The sequence below is a fragment of the Cellvibrio sp. genome (genome assembly GCF_046347455.1).
In the GTDB taxonomy this organism is placed as follows: domain Bacteria; phylum Pseudomonadota; class Gammaproteobacteria; order Pseudomonadales; family Cellvibrionaceae; genus Cellvibrio.
The window spans coordinates 20,609-39,824 of sequence record NZ_JAXMGC010000003.1 but is presented as its reverse complement, the minus strand read 5'-3'; the positions used below and the strand labels follow the sequence as shown (position 1 = coordinate 39,824).

The following is a 19,216-nucleotide window of genomic DNA, read 5'->3' as shown; positions in this document are numbered from 1 at the left end:
GGGGTGCGTAACTCAGAAAATGGGTAGCTCGCACACGAGTTGCGAGCGGTGAAAGGATTACTTTTTACGCGAGTGCGCGTTCTCAAGGCGACGCTTCTTAATAAATTCACGCTGGGTGACTTTCTTTTTCGTTTCCGCGAAGGGGTTTTCACTGGTACGGTATTCAATGCGAATGGGTGTACCGTGCAAATCCAGCACGCGCCTAAACGTCTTTTCCAAGTATTTGGTGTAGTGACTGGGAATGTCGGCCGTTTGGTTGCCGTGAATAACCACAATCGGTGGATTGTGCCCACCGGGGTGCGCGTAGCGTAATTTAATACGACGACCTTGAATCATTGGTGGCTGATGTTCACGCACAGCGTCTTCCAGAATTCGTGTTAAATAATTCGTGGAGAATTTGTCGGTTGCAGATTGATAAGCCTCTTCAATTGATTTGTAGAGATTACCAACACCTGTACCGTGCAATGCCGAAATAAAATGTATTTTGGCAAAATCAACAAACCGCAAACGACGTTCGATTTCATTTCTCACATATTGTTTGTGAGAGTCGTCCAAACCATCCCATTTATTTAGCGCGATAACAAGTGCGCGCCCAGCCTCAATGGTTGAACCCATCAAATGTAGATCTTGTTCAACCACACCTTCGCTGGCATCCATCACTAACACCACAACGTTTGCATCACTAATCGCTTGCATGGTTTTTACGATAGAAAATTTTTCTACCATAAGGTCAATGTTTTTGCGACGGCGGACGCCTGCGGTATCGATAATGGTGTAATTTTTTCCGAAACGTTCGTAGTTGATATAAATACTATCGCGCGTTGTTCCAGGTTGATCGTAAACAACCACGCGCTCTTCACCTAAAAGGCGATTTACCAAGGTGGATTTCCCCACGTTTGGGCGCCCCACCACGGCCATTTTTATGCCTTTTGCTTTTTCAACTTCTTCGCCTTCGGTAAATTCTGGTACCTCTGCCAGAACTTCTTCCATCATGGATTTTACGCCGCGACCATGGGTTGCTGTAGTCGCAAAAATTTCGCCCATTCCCAATTCGTAAAAAGGCGCGAGAGCAACGTCTGGATCCATTCCGTCAATTTTGTTGGCGACAAGATAAGTTTTTTTGCCATGCACACGTAGGTGTTTTGCGATCATATGATCTGCGGGTTGCACACCGGCGCGGCTATCTAAGATGAACAACACAATATCTGCTTCTTCAATCGCCATAAGCGACTGACCGGCCATCATGCTATCAATGCCCTCTTCTTCACCGCTGATACCGCCGGTATCTATAACGATAAATCGACGCTCTTCAAATGTTCCTTCACCGTATTTTCGATCGCGCGTTAGACCGGGGTAATCGGCTACGAGCGCATCACGGCTACGCGTGAGGCGATTAAATAGCGTTGATTTTCCAACGTTGGGACGGCCGACAAGTGCAATTACAGGAATCATAATGAGTACATCATTTAATTGAGCTAACGAAGTGTGTTCTAAAGTCGTTCAAACCTAGAAATAGCTTAGACAAAAACCAACACACTACAAAAAAATCAACCACTTAGGGCTGTTATTCCCTAAGTGGTTTGAATACAAGAACAATTTACGCCTATTTTTTAGCGCTGGCGGTGAACGCCATCAGGCTCCCACCATTACCGTAAACGTAAAGTGTTTTACCATCAGTCAACATAGGCGCGCGAACCCCTTTACGGTCAACGCGATCGCGTGCTGCAAGCTCACCGTTCGATTGATTTAGCACGTGCATGTAACCTTCAAAGTCGACCACAGCAACATAATCACCAAAAACTTGCGGCCCACCTAAACGACGACGCAATAGTTTTTCGTTCTGCCAAAGTTGTTCACCAGAGGTCAAGCTATAAGCTACAACTCTTCCATCACTTTGACTCACGAATAACTTATCGTCAGACGCGGAAAGTATTTCACTGGTCGAGCCATCAGTACCCCACACACTTGCGCCGGTGCCGCGAGCAACCGCCGCTATACGCCCCTGATAAGTACCCACAAATAAGATACCGTCTTTTAAAAGAGGACTCGCATGAATATCTACCATACGGTCTAAATCAGAGCGACCTTTGGGTAATGCCATACGTTGTTCCCAAAGAATCAAACCATTGGCCGGATTAAAAGCCATTAAACGACCATTAGCAAAACCGGCATAAATTGCAGTATCCAAAACCAAAGGTGCGGCTGACCCACGCAGTGTCAACAACGGTGGAGGGTTTTCGAAAAACCACATATCGGCGCCTGATTTTGCATCGAGCACAAACATTTTCCCGTTCATGGTTTGAACGGCAACAACCTGCCCATTGCTTTGCGGAACAGACGATATTTCGCCTTTAATTTGCTTACGCCAAACTTCTTTACCATTTGCGGCAGAAAGTGCAATCACTTCACCGGCGTAGCTGCCGATGTAAAGCATTCCATCCGCGTAACTGATACCGCCGGTAATGCTGTGATTTAAATCTTTATCTTTAAAGAAATGAACTACTTTTCCACTCACGCCAGTCAAATCTTTGGTTACATTTTTTGACCAAAGCCTGCTGCCTTTTTGGCGATTCAAAGCAGTCACTATGCCTTCGTGATCAACCGTGTAAATTTTTTCGCCATCAATTGCGGGAGTGAGTTGGGTTAGACCTATACCTTGGCCCGCACCCACATCGGTACTCCAAACTTCCTTAAGCCTTGCGGTTTCTTTAAAGCCGGACAATTCCATGGGTTCTTGGCCTGTTTTTTTAGAAAACCAAGAACAGCTGGACATCAAAAGGGCACAGAGCAATAAGCCCCATTTCAAGTGCCTCATTGTGCTTTCTCCTGAGTGGCTGGTGCAGCAGCAGGGGCCGCCTCAGCAGTTTTTAATTCATCAATCTTCATTTGAAGAACCATAGCGCGCTCTTGATGTTGTGGATCTGTTGTTTCCAGCGCTTTTTTGTAAGCAGTTGCAGCAGCGGCTTTATCACCCTGAGCTTTCAAAATATCACCACGAACTTCTGAATATTCAGACGCGAAAGCCTTGCTTGGTTCTTCTGATAGTTGCGCGAGAGCTTCGGGGTAAGAACCTTTAGCAACGTAAACGCGAGCCAAACGCGCGTGAGCCAATTGGGCTGTTGCGAGATCAGGTTTGCCAGCAAGAATCCATCGTAATTCAGTGACGGCTTTATCTAAGTTGCCTGCATCAACTGCAGCTTTGGCGAGATAAAAAGCGGCGCCCTGTGCATACAAGCTTTTGCCATTTTTTTCTTTCAATTCGTTAGCAATATGCTCGGCGTTTGCCTTGTCTGCATCAGTAAGTGTTTTACCTTGTTCAACGTTTAAAATTTTAATCAGCTCATCATATTGTACGGATGCTGATTCAGCCTTACTGTGTTGTTTTTCTTGCCAAGTTGTCCAAGCAAAATAAACCACGACAGCCGCTACAATCCCGGTGATCACTGTTTTGCCGTAATCTTTCCACCAGCGCTTTAGTACTTCTAATTGTTCTTCTTCGGTTAAGTGTACGCTCACAATGAACTCCTAATGATTCACATCTAAATTAAAATTTATACAAGATTTTTTAAAAAACTAATTAGATCACTGCTAGAAATAATTTGCTGAGGTTGCTCTTCACGCAGGAACTTAACAGCTACAACTGATTTGGCGACTTCATCTTCACCTAAAATCAAGGCCAACTTAGCCGTGCTTTTGTCAGCTTTTTTCAACTGATTTTTAAAATTGCCACCACCGCAGTTATTAATGACACGCAGTGCGGGTATTTCGCTACGAATACGTTCCGCCAATTGCAATGCCTCTTTCTGCACATCACCAACCGCAACCAGATAAACGTCAGCAATTTGGCTTATGTTTGCGGGTATGGCTTGAATTTCCTGAAGCAAAAGCACAAGGCGCTCTAACCCCATACCAAAACCAACAGCGGGTGTAGATCGACCGCCCAACTGCTCAACTAAACCATCGTAACGCCCACCGCCACACACTGTGCTTTGAGCGCCTAATTTATCGGTTACCCATTCAAACGCTGTTTTGCCGTAATAATCCAAACCGCGAACAAGGCGCTGGTTCACTTCGTACTTAAGACCTGCCGCATCCAGAAGCGCTTTAAGCTGCTCAAAATGTACACGCGAAGCTTCGTCCAGATAGTCCCACAAAACAGGCGCATCGTTTAGAAGCACTTGTGTATTAGCATCTTTACTGTCGAGAATACGCATGGGATTTGTTGTTAAACGGCGCTGACTGTCCTCGTCCAATTTATCTTTATGCGATTCAAGATGCGCAACAAGCGCTGTCTTATAAGCACTACGCGACGCCGAATCACCAATCGAATTAATTTGCAGTGTGACAAAATCTGCTGCGCCAAGTTCACGAAGAATGCGAGCACTTAATAATAAAATTTCAGCGTCAATGTCCGGCCCTTCCATGCCAAAAGCTTCAACGCCCACTTGGTGAAATTGACGATACCGACCTTTTTGTGGACGTTCATGACGAAACATGGGACCCATGTACCATAAACGTTGAGTTTGGTTGTACAGCAATCCGTGTTCTTCACAGGCACGAACACAACACGCAGTACCCTCTGGACGCAGGGTGAGGCTGTCGCCATTGCGGTCATCAAAAGTGTACATTTCTTTTTCAACGATATCGGTCACTTCACCGATAGAGCGCTTAAATAAATCCGTTGATTCCATAATGGGAAAACGAATTTCTTGATAAGCATAGCGCTGCAGAATCTGAGTAATTGTATTTTCAACGTATTGCCAAACCGCCGAATCGCCTGGCAGTAGATCATTCATTCCGCGAATAGCTTGAATCTTTTTCAAAATAATTTTCCAATCTCAGCCCGCTTACGCGCGAGCGATAATATTCTTTTCATCTTCCGCCATTTGAATGGCTTTTCTCTCAGCTCTTGCGCGAATAAGTTTTTCCAAATTATCCACCAAGCTTTCGTTGCCAATTTTGTGGTTTGGCTCACCGTCAATATAAACCAAGTTACTAGGTGTACCACCGGTTAGACCGAGATCAGCTTCTTTCGCCTCACCCGGACCATTCACCAAACAACCAATAACGGCCACATCAATAGGCGTTGTAATATCCTCTACTCTCGCCTCTAGTTCATTCATGGTTTTGATAACATCAAAATTTTGGCGAGAGCAACTTGGACAGGCAATAAAGTTCACACCCTTGCTGCGCAATCTCAAACTGCGCAGCAAATCCCAACCCACTTTAATTTCTTCAACAGGATCAGCAGCTAATGAAATACGAATTGTGTCGCCGATCCCATCCATCAACAACGCACCTAGACCCACAGCAGATTTAACTGTTCCCGCACGAAGCACGCCCGCCTCTGTAATTCCCAAATGCAAAGGCTGTTCAATTTGCGTGGCAAGCTTGCGGTAAGCCGCTACCGCCATAAATACATCAGACGCTTTTACGCTGACTTTGAAATTATGGAAATTGAGCGCATCTAAAATTTCCACGTGACGTAAAGCTGATTCAACTAATGCGTCGGGGGTTGGCTCACCGTATTTTTTTTGCAGGTCTTTTTCCAACGAGCCCGCGTTAACGCCGATGCGAATAGGGATATTAAGATCACGCGCTTTATCTACTACTGCACGCACACGATCTTCACGACCTATGTTGCCGGGGTTAATGCGTAAACAATCTACACCCAAATCTGCAACGCGAAGCGCGATTTTGTAATCAAAATGAATATCCGCCACGAGCGGAATATTCACTTGCTTGCGAATCTGACCAAATGCTTCGGCAGCATCCATAGAGGGAACTGACACACGAACAATGTCCGCGCCTGCTGCTTGAATACGCAAAATTTGCTCAACAGTTGCAGCCACATCGGTTGTTTCAGTGTTTGTCATGCTCTGCACAGATATGGGCGCATCGCCACCGACGGGCACATTTCCAACCATAATTTGGCGCGACTTGCGACGTTTGATAGGTGATTCACAATGCATAAATTTATCCTGACAAGATCGGGCTAATTACCGATCCTCATTATCAAAACGTTGGACCCCATTAAAGGAATCACTTCAATTTTCTTACCGTTCAACTGCACATCTACAGCAGGAGCATTCCCCAACTTCACATCAAAAGGAGCCATACCCACTAACTTAAGCTTGCTACCAGCGGATTGCAGTTCTGTTGCTAAAACATCTCCACGAGAGTCACTCACTTCTATCCATGACTCTGCGCGAAATGAAAGATTAAGCTCGTCCAACCCAGCTTTCTTGCTGCTTAATGAACTGCTTTGCTCAACAAGACTGCTCGCAGACTCAGCAGAAATTGTTGCGTTTGTTTCAAGCGAAGAAGCTGCAGAACTCGCAGCACTGCTAGAAGTAGCCTCGGTTGTGGCCGCTTCCGACATGGCTATCGATGACACGCCCAAATTTGAAGAGCTAGAAGCAACTGCCGAAGCAGGTGCAGGTAAAACAATTTTCGCTTTTTCAGACATCGGAAGCGACGAAATACGATCCGACGCTACAACGTATTGCGTATCACTGTGGTTATCAAAGAACCAAACCGAAATAATCCAAAGCCCGAGAAAAAATGCCGCGATTATCGCTAAAAAATGCCACGCACCACGATGACCCGGTTCTTTCTGCGATGCCGCCTTTTGTAACACAACCGGTTGCGGCCTAAGTTCTTCCATTAATTTGTCATACGCAGCCAAGACTGCAACAACATCTAGCTTTACCAAGTTTGCGTAAGCACGAATGTATCCACGCGCAAAGGTATCTGAATTTAGGCGTTTGTAATCGTCAGTTTCCAAGGCCTTAACCTTGTAGACCGTCATATACAAATCTTTTGCAACCTGTTCCTGAGTTAAGCCCGCTTTGATGCGTGCTTGCAACAACATTTCTCCCGGCGATTCTTTTTTGGGCTGCGCATTTTCTACAGCGGAACCGGAATCAATCCCCTCATCAACCATAAGAGGAACCTCAGTTAAAATTCTTCTGCTTATATTCCAAATATTCTTTGGAATATGGGAAATTGTTTTTCAAAATAAGCGCCAAGCTTGCCTCTTTATCTTTGTTACCAAACACCTTTTCCAACTGGATGCCCAACATCAAACTACGCGGTGTGTGATTAGCAAGGAACACAAACATATCTAAATTTCGCTTGGCGTCGGCGTATTCCTGATTTTGCAAATTAATATCTGCCAACTCGATAAATGCATCTGCATTTTTACGGTCCAAAATACAAGCGTGTTCGAACGCAGATTGAGCACGGGCTTTGTTGTTAAGTTTCAAAGCTGCTCGCCCCAAATTGGTGAGCGCTTGCGAGCGATTAACGTAACCCAAATCTGCTGATGCCACCTCAAACTGTGCAAATGCCTCTTGATAACGTTTTTGATTAAACAAGAAAATACCGTAATTGTTGTGTGCGACCGTTAATTTTTTGTCGCGCTTTATAGCTAACTTAAATTGCTCTTCTGCTAGCGGTAACTCGCCTTCCAATTGATACAGCATCGCCATCGCATTGGTTGCTGCGGCTGACTCCCTATCAATTTCAAACGCTTTTGCAAGGTGATGTCGTGCAGACTCACGATTACCTTTTTCAACATAACCCAAAGCCATTTGGACGTGCAGATCCAAGGCTTTGCCCTTATCTTGTGGAGCTTTTTTTTCTGTACCTGAGACTTGCTCTGAAACACAACCAAGTAATAACGTACTTGCCAACACGAAAATCAATACACTTTTGAAACTTAACAACAACTTATTATTCTGCATTGTGTTACTCCGAAAGTATTAAAAAACGCCGTCCAGCTTAGTTAAGAATTCTTATTGGTTGAGCTTCATCAAAACGCGCTCTGTGGCGCTCACTACGTTTTGTAATATCGTTAACGCTACCCGCAAGTTGGCCACAGGCCGCATCAATATCGTCACCACGGGTTGTGCGCACGGTAGTGATGTAACCTGCTTCCATTAAAATTTCTTGGAACTTGCGAATGGCGTTATTGCTAGCGCGTTTGTAGTTCGACAAATTGAAAGGATTGAATGGAATTAAGTTGATCTTGACTGGTACATCGCGCAAAAGTTCAGCCAATTCATGGGCGTGATGTGGACGATCATTAACTTGATCAATCAAGGTATATTCAATGGTAATTTTGCGATGCGTATCTGGCATTGATTGGATGTAACGAGTTGCAGAATCTAACAACATTGCAATTGGATATTTGCGGTTGATAGGCACCAATTCATTACGCAATTCATCGTTTGGTGCATGCAAAGAAATAGCGAGACATGCATCAGTGAACTGACTTAAGCGATCTAGCTGCGGAACAACGCCAGATGTACTCAAGGTAACGCGACGCTTCGATAAACCATAAGCATTGTCATGCATCATCAAATTCATTGAATCGACAACGTTATCGAAATTCAATAGAGGTTCGCCCATCCCCATCATAACGACATTGGTAACTGTGCGCGGACCATTCATGGTTAGCTGACCAAAAGATTTTGCAGCAATCCACACTTGGCCAATAATTTCTGCGGCAGTTAAATCGCGATTGAAACCCTGCTTACCGGTTGCGCAAAAGCTGCAATCCAAAGAACAACCCACTTGTGAAGAAACACACAAGGTTCCGCGATCACCGTCCGGGATAAAAACCGTTTCAACAACATTATTGCCCGACACACGAATCAAAAATTTACGTGTACCATCAGCAGAATCCAATTGTTTAACAACTTCCGGTGGGCGGATTTCAGCAACAGCACTTAATTTTGCGCGCAAGCTTTTGCTCACGTTCGTCATGTCTTCAAAGTTGTCAGCACCCAGTTGATGAATCCACTTTAAAACTTGCACAGCGCGAAATTTTGGTTCGCCCAAAGTGGCAAAGAATTCGATTAATTTTGCTTCTGATAAACCCAGCAAATTTACCTTGGTTGAGCTGCTTGCAACCTCGGTAGTACCGGCAACGGTGTTCTGTGCGGCATCAGAAGTTGGGGTGGATTGCTCGCTCATGGTAATTCCTGGAAAAACAAAAAATTAACGAAGGATGATGTCGCTAGACGCAAAGAAGTAAGCAATCTCGCGCGCAGCTGACGTGGGTGAATCTGAACCGTGTACACAGTTGCGATCGGTTGCCTCCGCGAAATCGGCGCGAATGGTTCCCGGTGCGGCGTTGGCCGGATTGGTAGCTCCCATTAACTCACGGTTTGCCAAAATAGCGTTCTCACCAGAGAGCACTTGAACCACAACGGGCCCCGAAATCATGAACTCAACCAAGCCTTCAAAAAATGGGCGCCCTTTGTGTTCTGCATAAAACCCTTCAGCTTGAGCACGGCTCAGTTGCAACATGCGTTGCGCAACGATTTTCAGGCCAGCCTTCTCAAAACGACCCACGATTTCACCGATCAGATTGCGGCTAACGGCATCTGGCTTAACAATGGATAGGGTTTGTTCAACTGCCATGTGTGTCTCCCGAATTAGCAAAAAACGGCTCGGGGCAATTTGCCCAGCGGCCCATAAATACAAAACCCGCGATTATACGCGGGTTTGGCCGGATTTTATATGCACCAAAAGGGAAAAAATCGCAGATTATTAAAGACTTGCAGCGGTATCTTGAATACGTTTCACCATTGCTTTTAGCCCGTTCCCCCGGGTTGAGCTCAGGTGCTGCATAAGGTCCAGACTGGTGAAATAAGCCTCTATATCGAAGGCTTTGATCTCATCGGCAGTCTTACCGTTGTAGGCTGCCAAAACCACGCCTAGCAGGCCTTTTACGATAAAGGCATCGCTATCAGCCTCGAAATAGAGACGGTTATCACGCACTTGATGAACCAGCCAAACCTGACTTTGGCAACCGCGCACTATGTTTTCGTCAGTCCGGAATGACTCCGGCATGGGCGGTAATTCTTTACCCAAATCGATAATGTACTTGTACCTGTCTTCCCAGGAATCAAAAAAACCGAGCGTATCGACTATATCTTCGGCGCTAACATCTATACCAAATTGGGTCATGGGAATATCCGGTTGACAGGTGGGCTTCGCGGAGCGCGGCATTATGCCCACAGCGGCTAGAAAAACATACCTGTTTCGAGTTGGGCTTCTTCGCTCATCATATGGCGGGCCCAAGGCGGATCGAATACGAGTTCAACTTTAACTGACTTCACGTTGGGAACCTTGCGGACGCGATATTCGACATCGCCAACCAACACCGGGCCCATACCGCAGGCGGGCGCGGTAAGGGTCATTTGAATATCCACATGCTTGGTTGCTTGGTTAACCTTAACACCGTAAATCAGCCCGAGATTTACCAAATCAACAGGAATTTCCGGATCATAGACGCTACCCAAGGCTTGCCACACCTGAGACTCAATAATTTGGTCATCGACGGGTTCGGGAAAGCTGATTAACTCAGCCTCAAGCCCCAACTTGTCCGCGTCAGTACCGTCTACACGAACCATTTGGCCGTGGTAGGTCACGGTGTAGTTGCCACCCAAAGCTTGGGTAATGGTTACGAAGGTATCTTGCGGAATTGTAATAGGCGTTCCATCGGGAACTCGGCGCGCGGGGCAATCGGCGAGCGCAACAACCATACGTCTTTCAGACATAACAAGTCTCAATCATTACCCCTCCCCCTTTTCAAAGGGGGAGGCAGGGAGGGGTTTAACTTAACTAGCGACGCTAAAGCTTTCGCCGCAACCGCAGTAATCTTTTACACGCGGGTTATTGAATTTGAGCTGGCGATTTACACCCTCGGTCACGTAATCAATTTCAGTGCCGCTTACAACCGGTAAAGCAGCCGGGTCAACTAACAGCTCTGCACCGTCACCTAGGGTAATACGCAAATCTTCCACTTTGCCTTCGGGCACCAAATCGACAACATACATCCAACCCGTACAACCGCTTTGCTTTACACTGAGGCGAACGGCTTTTGCATCGGCATTTTTGGCAAGCTCGCGCCTGAAATGGGCGGCCGCTGCATCAGTAACAAACACTGAATCTAGCTGTGGATTAAATGTTTCAACACTCATGGTGCACCTCTCAACGTACCGGCAAGATACCGGGCACTACAACAAAAACATCTTCGCTTTTTCGATAGCCGCAAACAGACGGTCTACTTCGTCAAAGGTATTGTAAAAACTAAAACTTGCGCGCACGGTTCCGGGAATGCCGAACTGATCCATAATCGGTTGCGCACAATGATTGCCCGTGCGCACAGCGACGCCCTGCTTATCCAATAAGACACCAACATCTGCAGGATGTGCACCGCGCAACATAAAACTCATGACACTCGTTTTACGCTCTGAGGTTCCGATTAATTCGATTCCATCAGTCGCTCGCGCCTTTTCTTCAGCATAAACGAGTAAGGCTTGCTCATGGGCAGCAGCAGCGGCGCGATCTAGCTGATTCAAATAATCTATCGCCGCGCCAAATCCTATTACGCCCGCGATATCCGGCGTACCCGCCTCAAACTTGTAGGGCAATTGATTGAACGTTGTGCCCGCAAAACTCACGGTTTCAATCATTTCACCACCACCTTGATAGGGTGGCATGGATTCCAGAATATCGCGCTTGCCATAGAGCACACCCAAACCTGTTGGGCCAAACAATTTGTGCGCAGAGAAAACATAAAAATCGCAATCCAGCCGCTGGACATCTACTGCCCAATGACTCACTGCCTGCGCACCATCAATCAACACTTTTGCACCCTGCGCGTGTGCTGAAGCGATAATTTCTTCAACAGGGTTGATACTGCCCATGGCATTGGAAACATGACCAACGGAAACCATCTTTACCCGTTCATCTAACATGGAGGCAAACGCCTGCATATCAATAGTGCCCGTGACATCAACGGGAATCGCTTCGACACTTGCGCCTGTTTCCAACGCAATTAATTGCCAAGGCACAATGTTGGAATGGTGTTCCATTGCGGAGACCAAAATTCGGTCGCCTTCTTTTAAATTCGCTCGCCCCCAGCTCGCCGCAACCAAATTAATACTTTCCGTTGTACCACGCGTCCAGATGACTTGTTTTGCGTCCGGCGCATTAATAAATTCAGCAACCTTTGTTCGAGCCGCTTCGAATTTAACCGTCGCTCGATCTGCCAACGCGTGAGCACCGCGGTGAACATTACTGTTGTCATTGCAATAATAATCGCTGATTGCATCAATCACAGCGTTGGGCTTTTGGGTAGTGGCAGCGTTGTCGAGATACACCAGCGGTTGCCCATTCACTTCTTGATGCAGAATGGGAAAATCCGCACGAATCTTTTCAACATCAAATGCTTTCACAACAGCACCTACCATCATTCATCCGCCATGCTTAACAAGGTTTGATCGCGACCAAATAGTTCAGCCAAACGGGGGAACAGATAATCGTGCACTGCAGGTTCTGAAATTTGTTCCAGCAGTTCATTGATAAAGCCAAAACTCATCATCACTTCTGCTTCAGTGCGGGAAACGCCACGGCTTTGTAAATAGTAAAGTGCAGTTGCATTTAACTGACTCACCGTTGCCCCGTGGGCACATTTAACATCGTCCGCGTAAATTTCCAATTCTGGTTTGGTATTGATTTCTGCTTTTGCAGATGTGAGCAAATTTTTGTTGCTCAGTTCCGCCAGCGTTTTTTGCGCATCTTGATGGATATAAATACGACCGTTAAAAATCGCTTGAGCTGAATCACCAATAATACCGCGGAAAACTTCGCTGGTTGTGCAATTCGGAACCCAGTGCTGCACATTGCTGTGGTAATCCACCATTTGGTTATTACGCGGCAAATAAACACCTTGAAGATTTAACTCAGCCCCCTTCCCTCGGTGATTAATCTGATAATCAATACGTTTTAATTTGCTGCCTAAGGCCAAGGTAAATGCACGTAACCGCGCGTTGCGCTGCAAGTTTACGTGCACTGCGCCTATGTGTTGAATATTTTCTTCTTCTAAATTCAAACGGTAATGCTGTAAGTTCGCATTATCGCCAACCACAATCTCGGTGAGAGCGTTAACAAAACTGTTTTGTACGTCGGAAGTTGAAATATAGTGCTCAATAATTTCTGCTTGTGCTGACTCTTCCAACACCACTAGCACACGCTGGTTAACTGAAACAGTTTGGGATTCCGCCGTAGAAACCTGTACCACATAAATCGGTTTAGCGAGCACTTGATTACGCGAAACATGCACCAGAATGCCGTCATTCAACCAAGCACTATTCAAGGTTGCAAACAGATGCTGACCACCTTCAACGACTTTTCCGAGATGTTGTGCAATCACCTCTTGTTGTGCAGAACTTGCTTGTGAAAAACGCACAACCTCCGAAGGTAGCTCGCTTGAACTCGCTGGATCAAACACACCATTGATAAACACTAAACGTGTGGCATCAACGGAAATCATCTGCGATTCGTTCAACGGCGAACTTGACTGAGCGGACCATGTGCTAGGAATATTTTTTTGCAGCGACGCAAGCGGAGTGTATTTCCAATGTTCTGTTTTGCGCGTTGGCCAAACCACGTTACTCCAGTCATTTGCTGCTCGCGCACGAATATCAGCCAACCACGCAGGGCTTTGTTGTTGCGCGGCGAGTTTTAAGGCCTGTTGCTGAAAATCGCTCATCAATTACACAGCCTCTTCTTCAAGCCATGCATAACCTTTTTGCTCCAACTCCAGCGCCAATTCTTTTCCGCCAGTTTTTACAATGCGGCCGTTGGCGAGCACGTGAACAAAGTCTGGCACTATGTAATCAAGAAGACGCTGGTAGTGAGTTACTACGATAAAGCTACGATCAGGTGAACGCATTTCATTTACGCCATTTGCAACAACTTGCAAGGCGTCGATGTCCAGACCCGAATCGGTTTCATCGAGAATACAAAGCTTGGGTTCAAGCAACATCATTTGCATAATTTCGTTACGCTTCTTTTCGCCGCCGGAAAAACCTTCGTTTACGCCGCGCTTTAAAAATGCTGCATCAAGGCTGACTCGCTTGCTGGTTTCGCGGGCGAGCTTCATAAATTCAACAGCCGTTAATTCTGGCTGACCTTGATGTTTACGCTTTGCATCTACCGAAGCTTTTAAAAATTCCATGTTGCTGACACCGGGAATTTCCACCGGGTATTGGAAGGCTAAAAACAAACCTTCACGAGCGCGCTCTTCAATGTCCAATTCGAATAAATCTTTGCCATTGAACTCAACAGAGCCACCAGTAACTTCGTAACCTTCGCGACCAGACAATACATTACCCAAGGTGCTTTTACCTGCGCCGTTTGGTCCCATAATGGCGTGAACTTCACCAGGATTGATGGTGAGATTCAGACCTTTGAGAATGTCTTTTTCTTCTACTTTGGCGAACAGGTTTTCAATACGTAACATAAAGTTTTTAATCCGATAATGTTCAATCAATTTCATTTAGCGGGGAGTCGTCATCCACGCGCAGCGGGGATCTACGGGGCCGGCTTTCCAGCTCTTGCTTTTCAATGTCATATTTACAAGATCTTTTTCGCCTCTTGGCGAGTTCCTTTTCTTTGCTTCGCCAAAGAAAAGGAACCAAAAGAAAGGCGACTCATCTCACTCCTGATCCTGCGCGTTTCGAAAACTTGCTGTCGTTCCGACGCGACATCCTCGTCGCGTAGTCACTAAAACAAACATCCTGTTTGTTTTACACCAACTTTTCTCCAATGCTCGGGGAGCTCGCATGAGATGTTGGCGGACAATAAAAATTTACCCGACAGAACCTTCCAAACTTACTTCTAACAATTTGCCAGCTTCAACCGCAAATTCCATGGGTAATTCTTTAAACACTTCGCGGCAGAAACCATTGACGATCATGGACACCGCTTTTTCGGCGTCGAGTCCGCGTTGTTGGCAGAGGAACAATTGATCGTCGCTGACTTTTGACGTTGTGGCTTCGTGTTCGATAACGGCGGTTGGGTTTTTACTTTCGATATAGGGGAAAGTATGCGCACCGCATTTATCGCCAATTAATAGCGAATCACACTGGGTGTAATTACGTGCACCTTCTGCGCCGGGATTCATACGCACTAAACCACGATAGGCGTTTGAGCTTTTACCAGCCGAGATACCTTTAGAAATAATCGTTGAGCGAGTATTTTTACCAATGTGAATCATCTTGGTGCCGGTGTCGGCTTGCTGATAATTGTTGGTAAGCGCTACGGAATAAAATTCGCCCACGCTGTTATCGCCACGCAAAATGCAGCTGGGATATTTCCAAGTCACTGCTGAACCTGTTTCAACTTGCGTCCATGAAATTTTCGCATTGGTGTGGCATACACCGCGCTTGGTTACAAAGTTGTAAATACCGCCCTTGCCTTCTTCGTTGCCGGGGTACCAGTTTTGTACGGTGGAGTATTTAATTTCGGCGTTATCGAGCGCAATTAATTCCACAACAGCGGCATGCAATTGATTTTCATCGCGCATGGGCGCGGTACAACCTTCAAGGTAACTCACATGTGAGCCTTCGTCGGCAACAATTAAAGTGCGCTCGAATTGGCCGGTGTTTTGTTCGTTGATGCGGAAGTAAGTCGACAACTCCATGGGGCAACGCACACCTTTTGGAATGTAAACAAATGAACCATCAGAAAACACAGCAGAGTTTAACGCAGCGTAGTAATTGTCTTTTTGCGGCACCACTGAGCCGATATATTTTTTTACCAGCTCGGGATATTTATGAACCGCTTCGCTAATGGAACAGAAAATAACACCAGCTTCGAGCAATTTTTCACGGAAGGTGGTTACAACAGAGACCGAATCGAAAACCACATCCATTGCCACACCAGCTAGCGCCGCTTGCTCGTGCAACGGAATACCAAGTTTTTCGTAGGTTTTCAGCAACTCTGGATCAACTTCATCCAAGCTTTTGGGTTTTTCGTCCATAGACTTTGGTGCGGAATAGTAAGAAACCGCCTGAAAATCTATATCGTCATATTTCACATGCGCCCATTCCGGCTCGGTCATTTCCAACCAGGCTTGATAGGCTTTTAATCGCCATTCGAGCAACCATTCTGGTTCATTTTTCTTGGCGGAAATAAAACGAATAACATCTTCATTTAAACCGGGAGGCAAGGTTTCAGAAACAATGTCCGTGGTAAAACCAGCGGCATATTCTTTCTTGATGAGATGTTCAACTTGTTCAGACATGTTTTTACCTTAAGCTTTTTGCAGCTTGGCGATAACACTACGAATGTGTTCAATCGCAAATTCAATTTCTTCGCGCGTGGTGTAGCGCCCGAGGCTAAAACGCAGCGAGGCTTGTGCTTGGGCATCACTCAGACCAATCGCTTTGAGTACGTAGCTCGGCGACATGCTGGCGGAGTTGCACGCGGAACCACTCGACACCGCCAGATCGCGCAGCGAAAGCAGAAGCGCTTCGCCGTCATAACCTTGGTTTGCGTCTGTCGCAAACGCCACATTCAAAATTCCGCTCACACATTTGGTGCTGGAGCCGTTGCGTTGAACATTCGGCAAATCGGCAATGCCGTTCCACAGCAAATTTCGCAGCTCTGAAATACGCTGGGCATCCGTTTCCAGATTAACTTGAGCCAGGGCAGCAGCTTCACCCATACCAACGCATTGATGGGTTGCCAAAGTACCGGAACGCATATTGCGCTCGTGGCCACCACCATGGATTTGCGCGGCGATTTTTACATCGCCCGCACGGCGCACGTAGAGCGCGCCTACGCCTTTAGGGCCGTAGAACTTATGGGCAGACAGCGACAGCAAATCTACACCCAAGTCTTTAACATTAAGTGCGATCTTGCCTGCGCTTTGCGCCGCATCGCTGTGAACTAAAATACCCCGCGGCTTACACACCGCTGCAATCGCTTTGATATCGTTAATGCAACCCAACTCATTGTTGACCTGCATAATGCTCACAATAAAAGTGTCATCACGCAAAGCAGCTTCTACTACAGCGGGTTCTATCAAGCCATCCTTATTGGGTGACAAGTAGGTGACCGCAAAACCTTGCGACTCTAGCCAACCGACTGGATCTAAGACTGCTTTGTGTTCAATAGCCGATACAAGGATGTGACCGCCGGTTTGATGTGAAGTGCGATAAGTTTCCGCAGCACCTTTTAGTGCAAGGTTATTGGCTTCGGTGGCACCGCTGGTCCACACAATTTCGCGCGTATCTGCGCCAATCAAATCCGCAACCTGAGCGCGGGCATCTTCTACTGCTTCTTCTGCCTGCCAACCAAACAAATGAGAACGCGAAGCCGGATTGGCAAAGTTGCCCTCTAGTCTTAAGCATTCCGCCATTTTAGCCGCCACTTGGGGCGCTACAGGCGTGGTTGCCGCGTAATCCAAGTAGACCGGTTTACGGAAAGAAGCGGGTGCAGGGTTAAAAGTCACGCTATGTCTCGGGGTTGAATCGTAAAAACAGACTATAAAATTTCGCTGAGAGCGATGTGATTCTCAGGCTTGCCTTGCTGTTGCAAGCGTAAATCCTGCCGCTCGCGCACCGCTTGAATATCCGCGCGAGCCACCAAATCAGCCAGACTAATGCCGCTTAAAAACTGGTGAATTTGTTCGCTCAGGTTTTCCCACAAATGATGGGTAAGACAAACCTCGCCCTCATGGCAGTTACCCTTACCTTCACAACGGGTGGCATCCAGCGATTCGCTCACTGCATCTACTACTTGAGCCACAGAAATATCCGCCGTGTTACCCAACAGACGGTAGCCACCACCTGGGCCGCGAACACTTTGCACCAAGTTACATTGACGCAAACGGGCGAAAAGCTGCTCCAAATACGACAGGGATATCCCCTGACGCGCAGAAATATCCGCCAAACTTACGGGCCCTTGCTGAGTATGCAGGGCCAAATCCAGCATGGCGGTAACCGCATAACGTCCTTTGGTGGTAAGTCGCATAAGAAAACCTGTTGAGGATGGGCAAAGCTATAACCTAGCATTTTACTCAACTATTAAGTGGTTTTCCAAGTTTTTAACACTACAGCCAGTAGGGGCATTTATAAAAACGCCCCAATCTTGCCCGTTGGAGGCGACCTTCTTAGCTGTTTGAAGGCTTATCTTCGGCCTTGGCAGCCTCACGTAATGCATCGATGCCGGAAGAAATGCCGAGCTTCCCTACCACCTTGTTGGTGTAGTAAACATAATTCTGCATAGCAGTCAGCACACCCCGAAGGATATTCAGCTCCATTTGATCCATACGCACGCGGTTATACATGCGGCGCAAGCGAGTCATGGTTTGTTTGGGATTTTCCGGATCGAGGAAGCCAAGTTCGGCAAGGGTTTGCTCAAGATGCTCGTAATAATTTTCCACTGCACTTGAGTCTGCAGGCGGCATATCCCAGGTGTGCCCGGGCAGGGTTTTACCCTCTATTGCCTTCAAGAAGGCCATGCGCACCTCGTAGCAGATAACCTGTACGGCAGTGGCAAGGTTCAACGACGAATACTCTTCGTTAGCAGGAATATGAACGTGGTAGTTGCATTTATGCAGCTCTTCATTTGTTAAGCCGCGATCCTCACGGCCAAATACGATCGCCACTTCGTGGTGACCGGCTTCTACCCAAACGCTTTCACCACATTCGCGCGGATCAAGCAACGGCCAAGGGATGCGACGTTCGCGGGCACTGGTGCCCACAACCAACGAACAGCCCCCGATAGCTTCGTCCAAGGTTTCCACAACGACAGCACTATCCAGAACATCGGTCGCCCCAGCAGAACGCCAAACCGCCTTATCGGACGGATACTCTTTTGGGGCCACTAAATATAGACGCGACAGCCCCATGTTCTTCATGGCGCGAGCAGCCCCGCCGATATTCCCGGGGTGGGTGGTACCAACCAGAACAATACGGATATTGGCGAAGTTATTTGTCGACATGATAGGAATCTCAAAAATGCGTGAATGGCAATACAAAGGGCGCGCAGTGTAACAAATTGCCCGCGGAGGTGTAGCCCGATCTATTTATCTCCCTAGCAAGCCGGTTTATCAGGCAACCTGAATTTACGGACCCGTTAAAATCCAAAAACATACTCCATCCAAAATTAATGTGTGCTTGGTTATAAACAAAATCCGCACAATCATTTTATCAATTTGAATGACCAATCAAAAAAATAACCGTACATTTTTCGTGGCTATTTTGGTGTAACGCCGAGTAATAATATTTACATTCAACACACCTGTACTATTGGAGGAGAGGTTATACACTTATTTAATCTATTGAACTTAATGCATCTCTGCTTCATCAGAAGAGTCTGACGACACAGCGTGAACGCGCTA

General features: G+C 46.7%; 19 protein-coding genes. All 19 read right to left on the bottom strand.

Going from position 1 to position 19,216, the window contains the following annotated elements; all coding sequences use genetic code 11:
- Positions 1-57: 57 nt before the first annotated feature.
- Entirely contained in the window at positions 58-1,452 is a 1,395-nt protein-coding gene (gene der / locus U1F02_RS06655) for a ribosome biogenesis GTPase Der (protein ID WP_409989592.1), read from the bottom strand.
- A gap of 151 nt (positions 1,453-1,603) precedes the next feature.
- Complete coding sequence (gene bamB / locus U1F02_RS06650; RefSeq protein WP_409989591.1) at positions 1,604-2,815, bottom strand: outer membrane protein assembly factor BamB; 1,212 nt, start codon at positions 2,813-2,815, stop codon at positions 1,604-1,606.
- The gene (locus U1F02_RS06645) at positions 2,812-3,516 is read right to left on the bottom strand and encodes a YfgM family protein (protein WP_409989590.1); all 705 of its coding nucleotides are present in this window, start codon (positions 3,514-3,516) and stop codon (positions 2,812-2,814) included. The genes bamB and U1F02_RS06645 overlap by 4 nt, the downstream gene beginning before the upstream one ends.
- Positions 3,517-3,551: 35 nt before the next feature.
- Positions 3,552-4,823: a histidine--tRNA ligase gene (gene hisS / locus U1F02_RS06640; protein WP_409989589.1), complete on the bottom strand. Its 1,272-nt coding sequence runs from the start codon at positions 4,821-4,823 to the stop codon at positions 3,552-3,554.
- 24 nt (positions 4,824-4,847) lie between these two features.
- Positions 4,848-5,972 (bottom strand): flavodoxin-dependent (E)-4-hydroxy-3-methylbut-2-enyl-diphosphate synthase, encoded by a 1,125-nt coding sequence (ispG, locus tag U1F02_RS06635; RefSeq protein ID WP_409989588.1) that lies wholly within the window; start codon positions 5,970-5,972, stop codon positions 4,848-4,850.
- A 23-nt stretch (positions 5,973-5,995) separates the two neighbouring features.
- Positions 5,996-6,946 (bottom strand): helix-turn-helix domain-containing protein, encoded by a 951-nt coding sequence (locus U1F02_RS06630; protein ID WP_409989587.1) that lies wholly within the window; start codon positions 6,944-6,946, stop codon positions 5,996-5,998.
- Between the two features lie 10 nt (positions 6,947-6,956).
- Positions 6,957-7,748: a type IV pilus biogenesis/stability protein PilW gene (gene pilW / locus U1F02_RS06625; protein WP_409989586.1), complete on the bottom strand. Its 792-nt coding sequence runs from the start codon at positions 7,746-7,748 to the stop codon at positions 6,957-6,959.
- Between the two features lie 37 nt (positions 7,749-7,785).
- Entirely contained in the window at positions 7,786-8,982 is a 1,197-nt protein-coding gene (gene rlmN / locus U1F02_RS06620) for a 23S rRNA (adenine(2503)-C(2))-methyltransferase RlmN (RefSeq protein WP_409989585.1), read from the bottom strand.
- Between the two features lie 24 nt (positions 8,983-9,006).
- On the bottom strand, positions 9,007-9,432 hold the full coding sequence (ndk, locus tag U1F02_RS06615; RefSeq protein ID WP_409989584.1) for a nucleoside-diphosphate kinase: 426 nt from the start codon (positions 9,430-9,432) through the stop codon (positions 9,007-9,009).
- Positions 9,433-9,561: 129 nt separating this feature from the next.
- Positions 9,562-9,981: a SufE family protein gene (locus tag U1F02_RS06610; RefSeq protein ID WP_409989583.1), complete on the bottom strand. Its 420-nt coding sequence runs from the start codon at positions 9,979-9,981 to the stop codon at positions 9,562-9,564.
- A gap of 56 nt (positions 9,982-10,037) precedes the next feature.
- Entirely contained in the window at positions 10,038-10,574 is a 537-nt protein-coding gene (gene sufT / locus U1F02_RS06605; RefSeq protein ID WP_409989582.1) for a putative Fe-S cluster assembly protein SufT, read from the bottom strand.
- Between the two features lie 60 nt (positions 10,575-10,634).
- Positions 10,635-10,997, bottom strand: coding sequence for an iron-sulfur cluster assembly accessory protein (locus U1F02_RS06600; RefSeq protein ID WP_409989581.1), 363 nt, complete (start codon positions 10,995-10,997; stop codon positions 10,635-10,637).
- A gap of 36 nt (positions 10,998-11,033) precedes the next feature.
- Entirely contained in the window at positions 11,034-12,275 is a 1,242-nt protein-coding gene (locus U1F02_RS06595; RefSeq protein WP_409989580.1) for a SufS family cysteine desulfurase, read from the bottom strand.
- Positions 12,272-13,573 carry a Fe-S cluster assembly protein SufD gene (sufD, locus tag U1F02_RS06590; RefSeq protein WP_409989579.1) on the bottom strand — a complete coding sequence of 434 codons (1,302 nt, stop codon included), beginning with the start codon at positions 13,571-13,573 and terminating at the stop codon, positions 12,272-12,274. Before sufD ends, U1F02_RS06595 begins: the two co-directional genes overlap by 4 nt.
- Before the next feature lie 3 nt (positions 13,574-13,576).
- Complete coding sequence (gene sufC, locus U1F02_RS06585) at positions 13,577-14,362, bottom strand: Fe-S cluster assembly ATPase SufC (protein ID WP_409989578.1); 786 nt, start codon at positions 14,360-14,362, stop codon at positions 13,577-13,579.
- A gap of 312 nt (positions 14,363-14,674) precedes the next feature.
- Positions 14,675-16,111: a Fe-S cluster assembly protein SufB gene (gene sufB / locus U1F02_RS06580; RefSeq protein ID WP_409989577.1), complete on the bottom strand. Its 1,437-nt coding sequence runs from the start codon at positions 16,109-16,111 to the stop codon at positions 14,675-14,677.
- 9 nt (positions 16,112-16,120) lie between these two features.
- Positions 16,121-17,323 carry an aminotransferase class V-fold PLP-dependent enzyme gene (locus U1F02_RS06575; RefSeq protein WP_409989576.1) on the bottom strand — a complete coding sequence of 401 codons (1,203 nt, stop codon included), beginning with the start codon at positions 17,321-17,323 and terminating at the stop codon, positions 16,121-16,123.
- A 32-nt stretch (positions 17,324-17,355) separates the two neighbouring features.
- Positions 17,356-17,844 carry a Fe-S cluster assembly transcriptional regulator IscR gene (iscR, locus tag U1F02_RS06570; protein ID WP_409989575.1) on the bottom strand — a complete coding sequence of 163 codons (489 nt, stop codon included), beginning with the start codon at positions 17,842-17,844 and terminating at the stop codon, positions 17,356-17,358.
- Positions 17,845-17,983: 139 nt separating this feature from the next.
- The gene (trmJ, locus tag U1F02_RS06565; protein WP_409989574.1) at positions 17,984-18,817 is read right to left on the bottom strand and encodes a tRNA (cytosine(32)/uridine(32)-2'-O)-methyltransferase TrmJ; all 834 of its coding nucleotides are present in this window, start codon (positions 18,815-18,817) and stop codon (positions 17,984-17,986) included.
- Positions 18,818-19,216 lie beyond the last annotated feature (399 nt).

Excerpts from the sequence above, each read along its gene's own strand:
- ispG (WP_409989588.1), bottom strand. The coding sequence starts at position 5,972 with ATGCATTGTGAATCACCTATCAAACGTCGCAAGTCGCGCCAAATTATG.
- rlmN (WP_409989585.1), bottom strand. The coding sequence starts at position 8,982 with ATGAGCGAGCAATCCACCCCAACTTCTGATGCCGCACAGAACACCGTT.
- ndk (WP_409989584.1), bottom strand. The coding sequence starts at position 9,432 with ATGGCAGTTGAACAAACCCTATCCATTGTTAAGCCAGATGCCGTTAGC.
- U1F02_RS06600 (WP_409989581.1), bottom strand. The coding sequence starts at position 10,997 with ATGAGTGTTGAAACATTTAATCCACAGCTAGATTCAGTGTTTGTTACT.
- bamB (WP_409989591.1), bottom strand. The coding sequence starts at position 2,815 with ATGAGGCACTTGAAATGGGGCTTATTGCTCTGTGCCCTTTTGATGTCC.
- sufD (WP_409989579.1), bottom strand. The coding sequence starts at position 13,573 with ATGAGCGATTTTCAGCAACAGGCCTTAAAACTCGCCGCGCAACAACAA.
- U1F02_RS06630 (WP_409989587.1), bottom strand. The coding sequence starts at position 6,946 with ATGGTTGATGAGGGGATTGATTCCGGTTCCGCTGTAGAAAATGCGCAG.
- trmJ (WP_409989574.1), bottom strand. The coding sequence starts at position 18,817 with ATGTCGACAAATAACTTCGCCAATATCCGTATTGTTCTGGTTGGTACC.
- pilW (WP_409989586.1), bottom strand. The coding sequence starts at position 7,748 with ATGCAGAATAATAAGTTGTTGTTAAGTTTCAAAAGTGTATTGATTTTC.
- U1F02_RS06610 (WP_409989583.1), bottom strand. The coding sequence starts at position 9,981 with ATGACCCAATTTGGTATAGATGTTAGCGCCGAAGATATAGTCGATACG.
- sufC (WP_409989578.1), bottom strand. The coding sequence starts at position 14,362 with ATGAAATTGATTGAACATTATCGGATTAAAAACTTTATGTTACGTATT.
- sufT (WP_409989582.1), bottom strand. The coding sequence starts at position 10,574 with ATGTCTGAAAGACGTATGGTTGTTGCGCTCGCCGATTGCCCCGCGCGC.
- U1F02_RS06595 (WP_409989580.1), bottom strand. The coding sequence starts at position 12,275 with ATGATGGTAGGTGCTGTTGTGAAAGCATTTGATGTTGAAAAGATTCGT.
- iscR (WP_409989575.1), bottom strand. The coding sequence starts at position 17,844 with ATGCGACTTACCACCAAAGGACGTTATGCGGTTACCGCCATGCTGGAT.
- der (WP_409989592.1), bottom strand. The coding sequence starts at position 1,452 with ATGATTCCTGTAATTGCACTTGTCGGCCGTCCCAACGTTGGAAAATCA.
- sufB (WP_409989577.1), bottom strand. The coding sequence starts at position 16,111 with ATGTCTGAACAAGTTGAACATCTCATCAAGAAAGAATATGCCGCTGGT.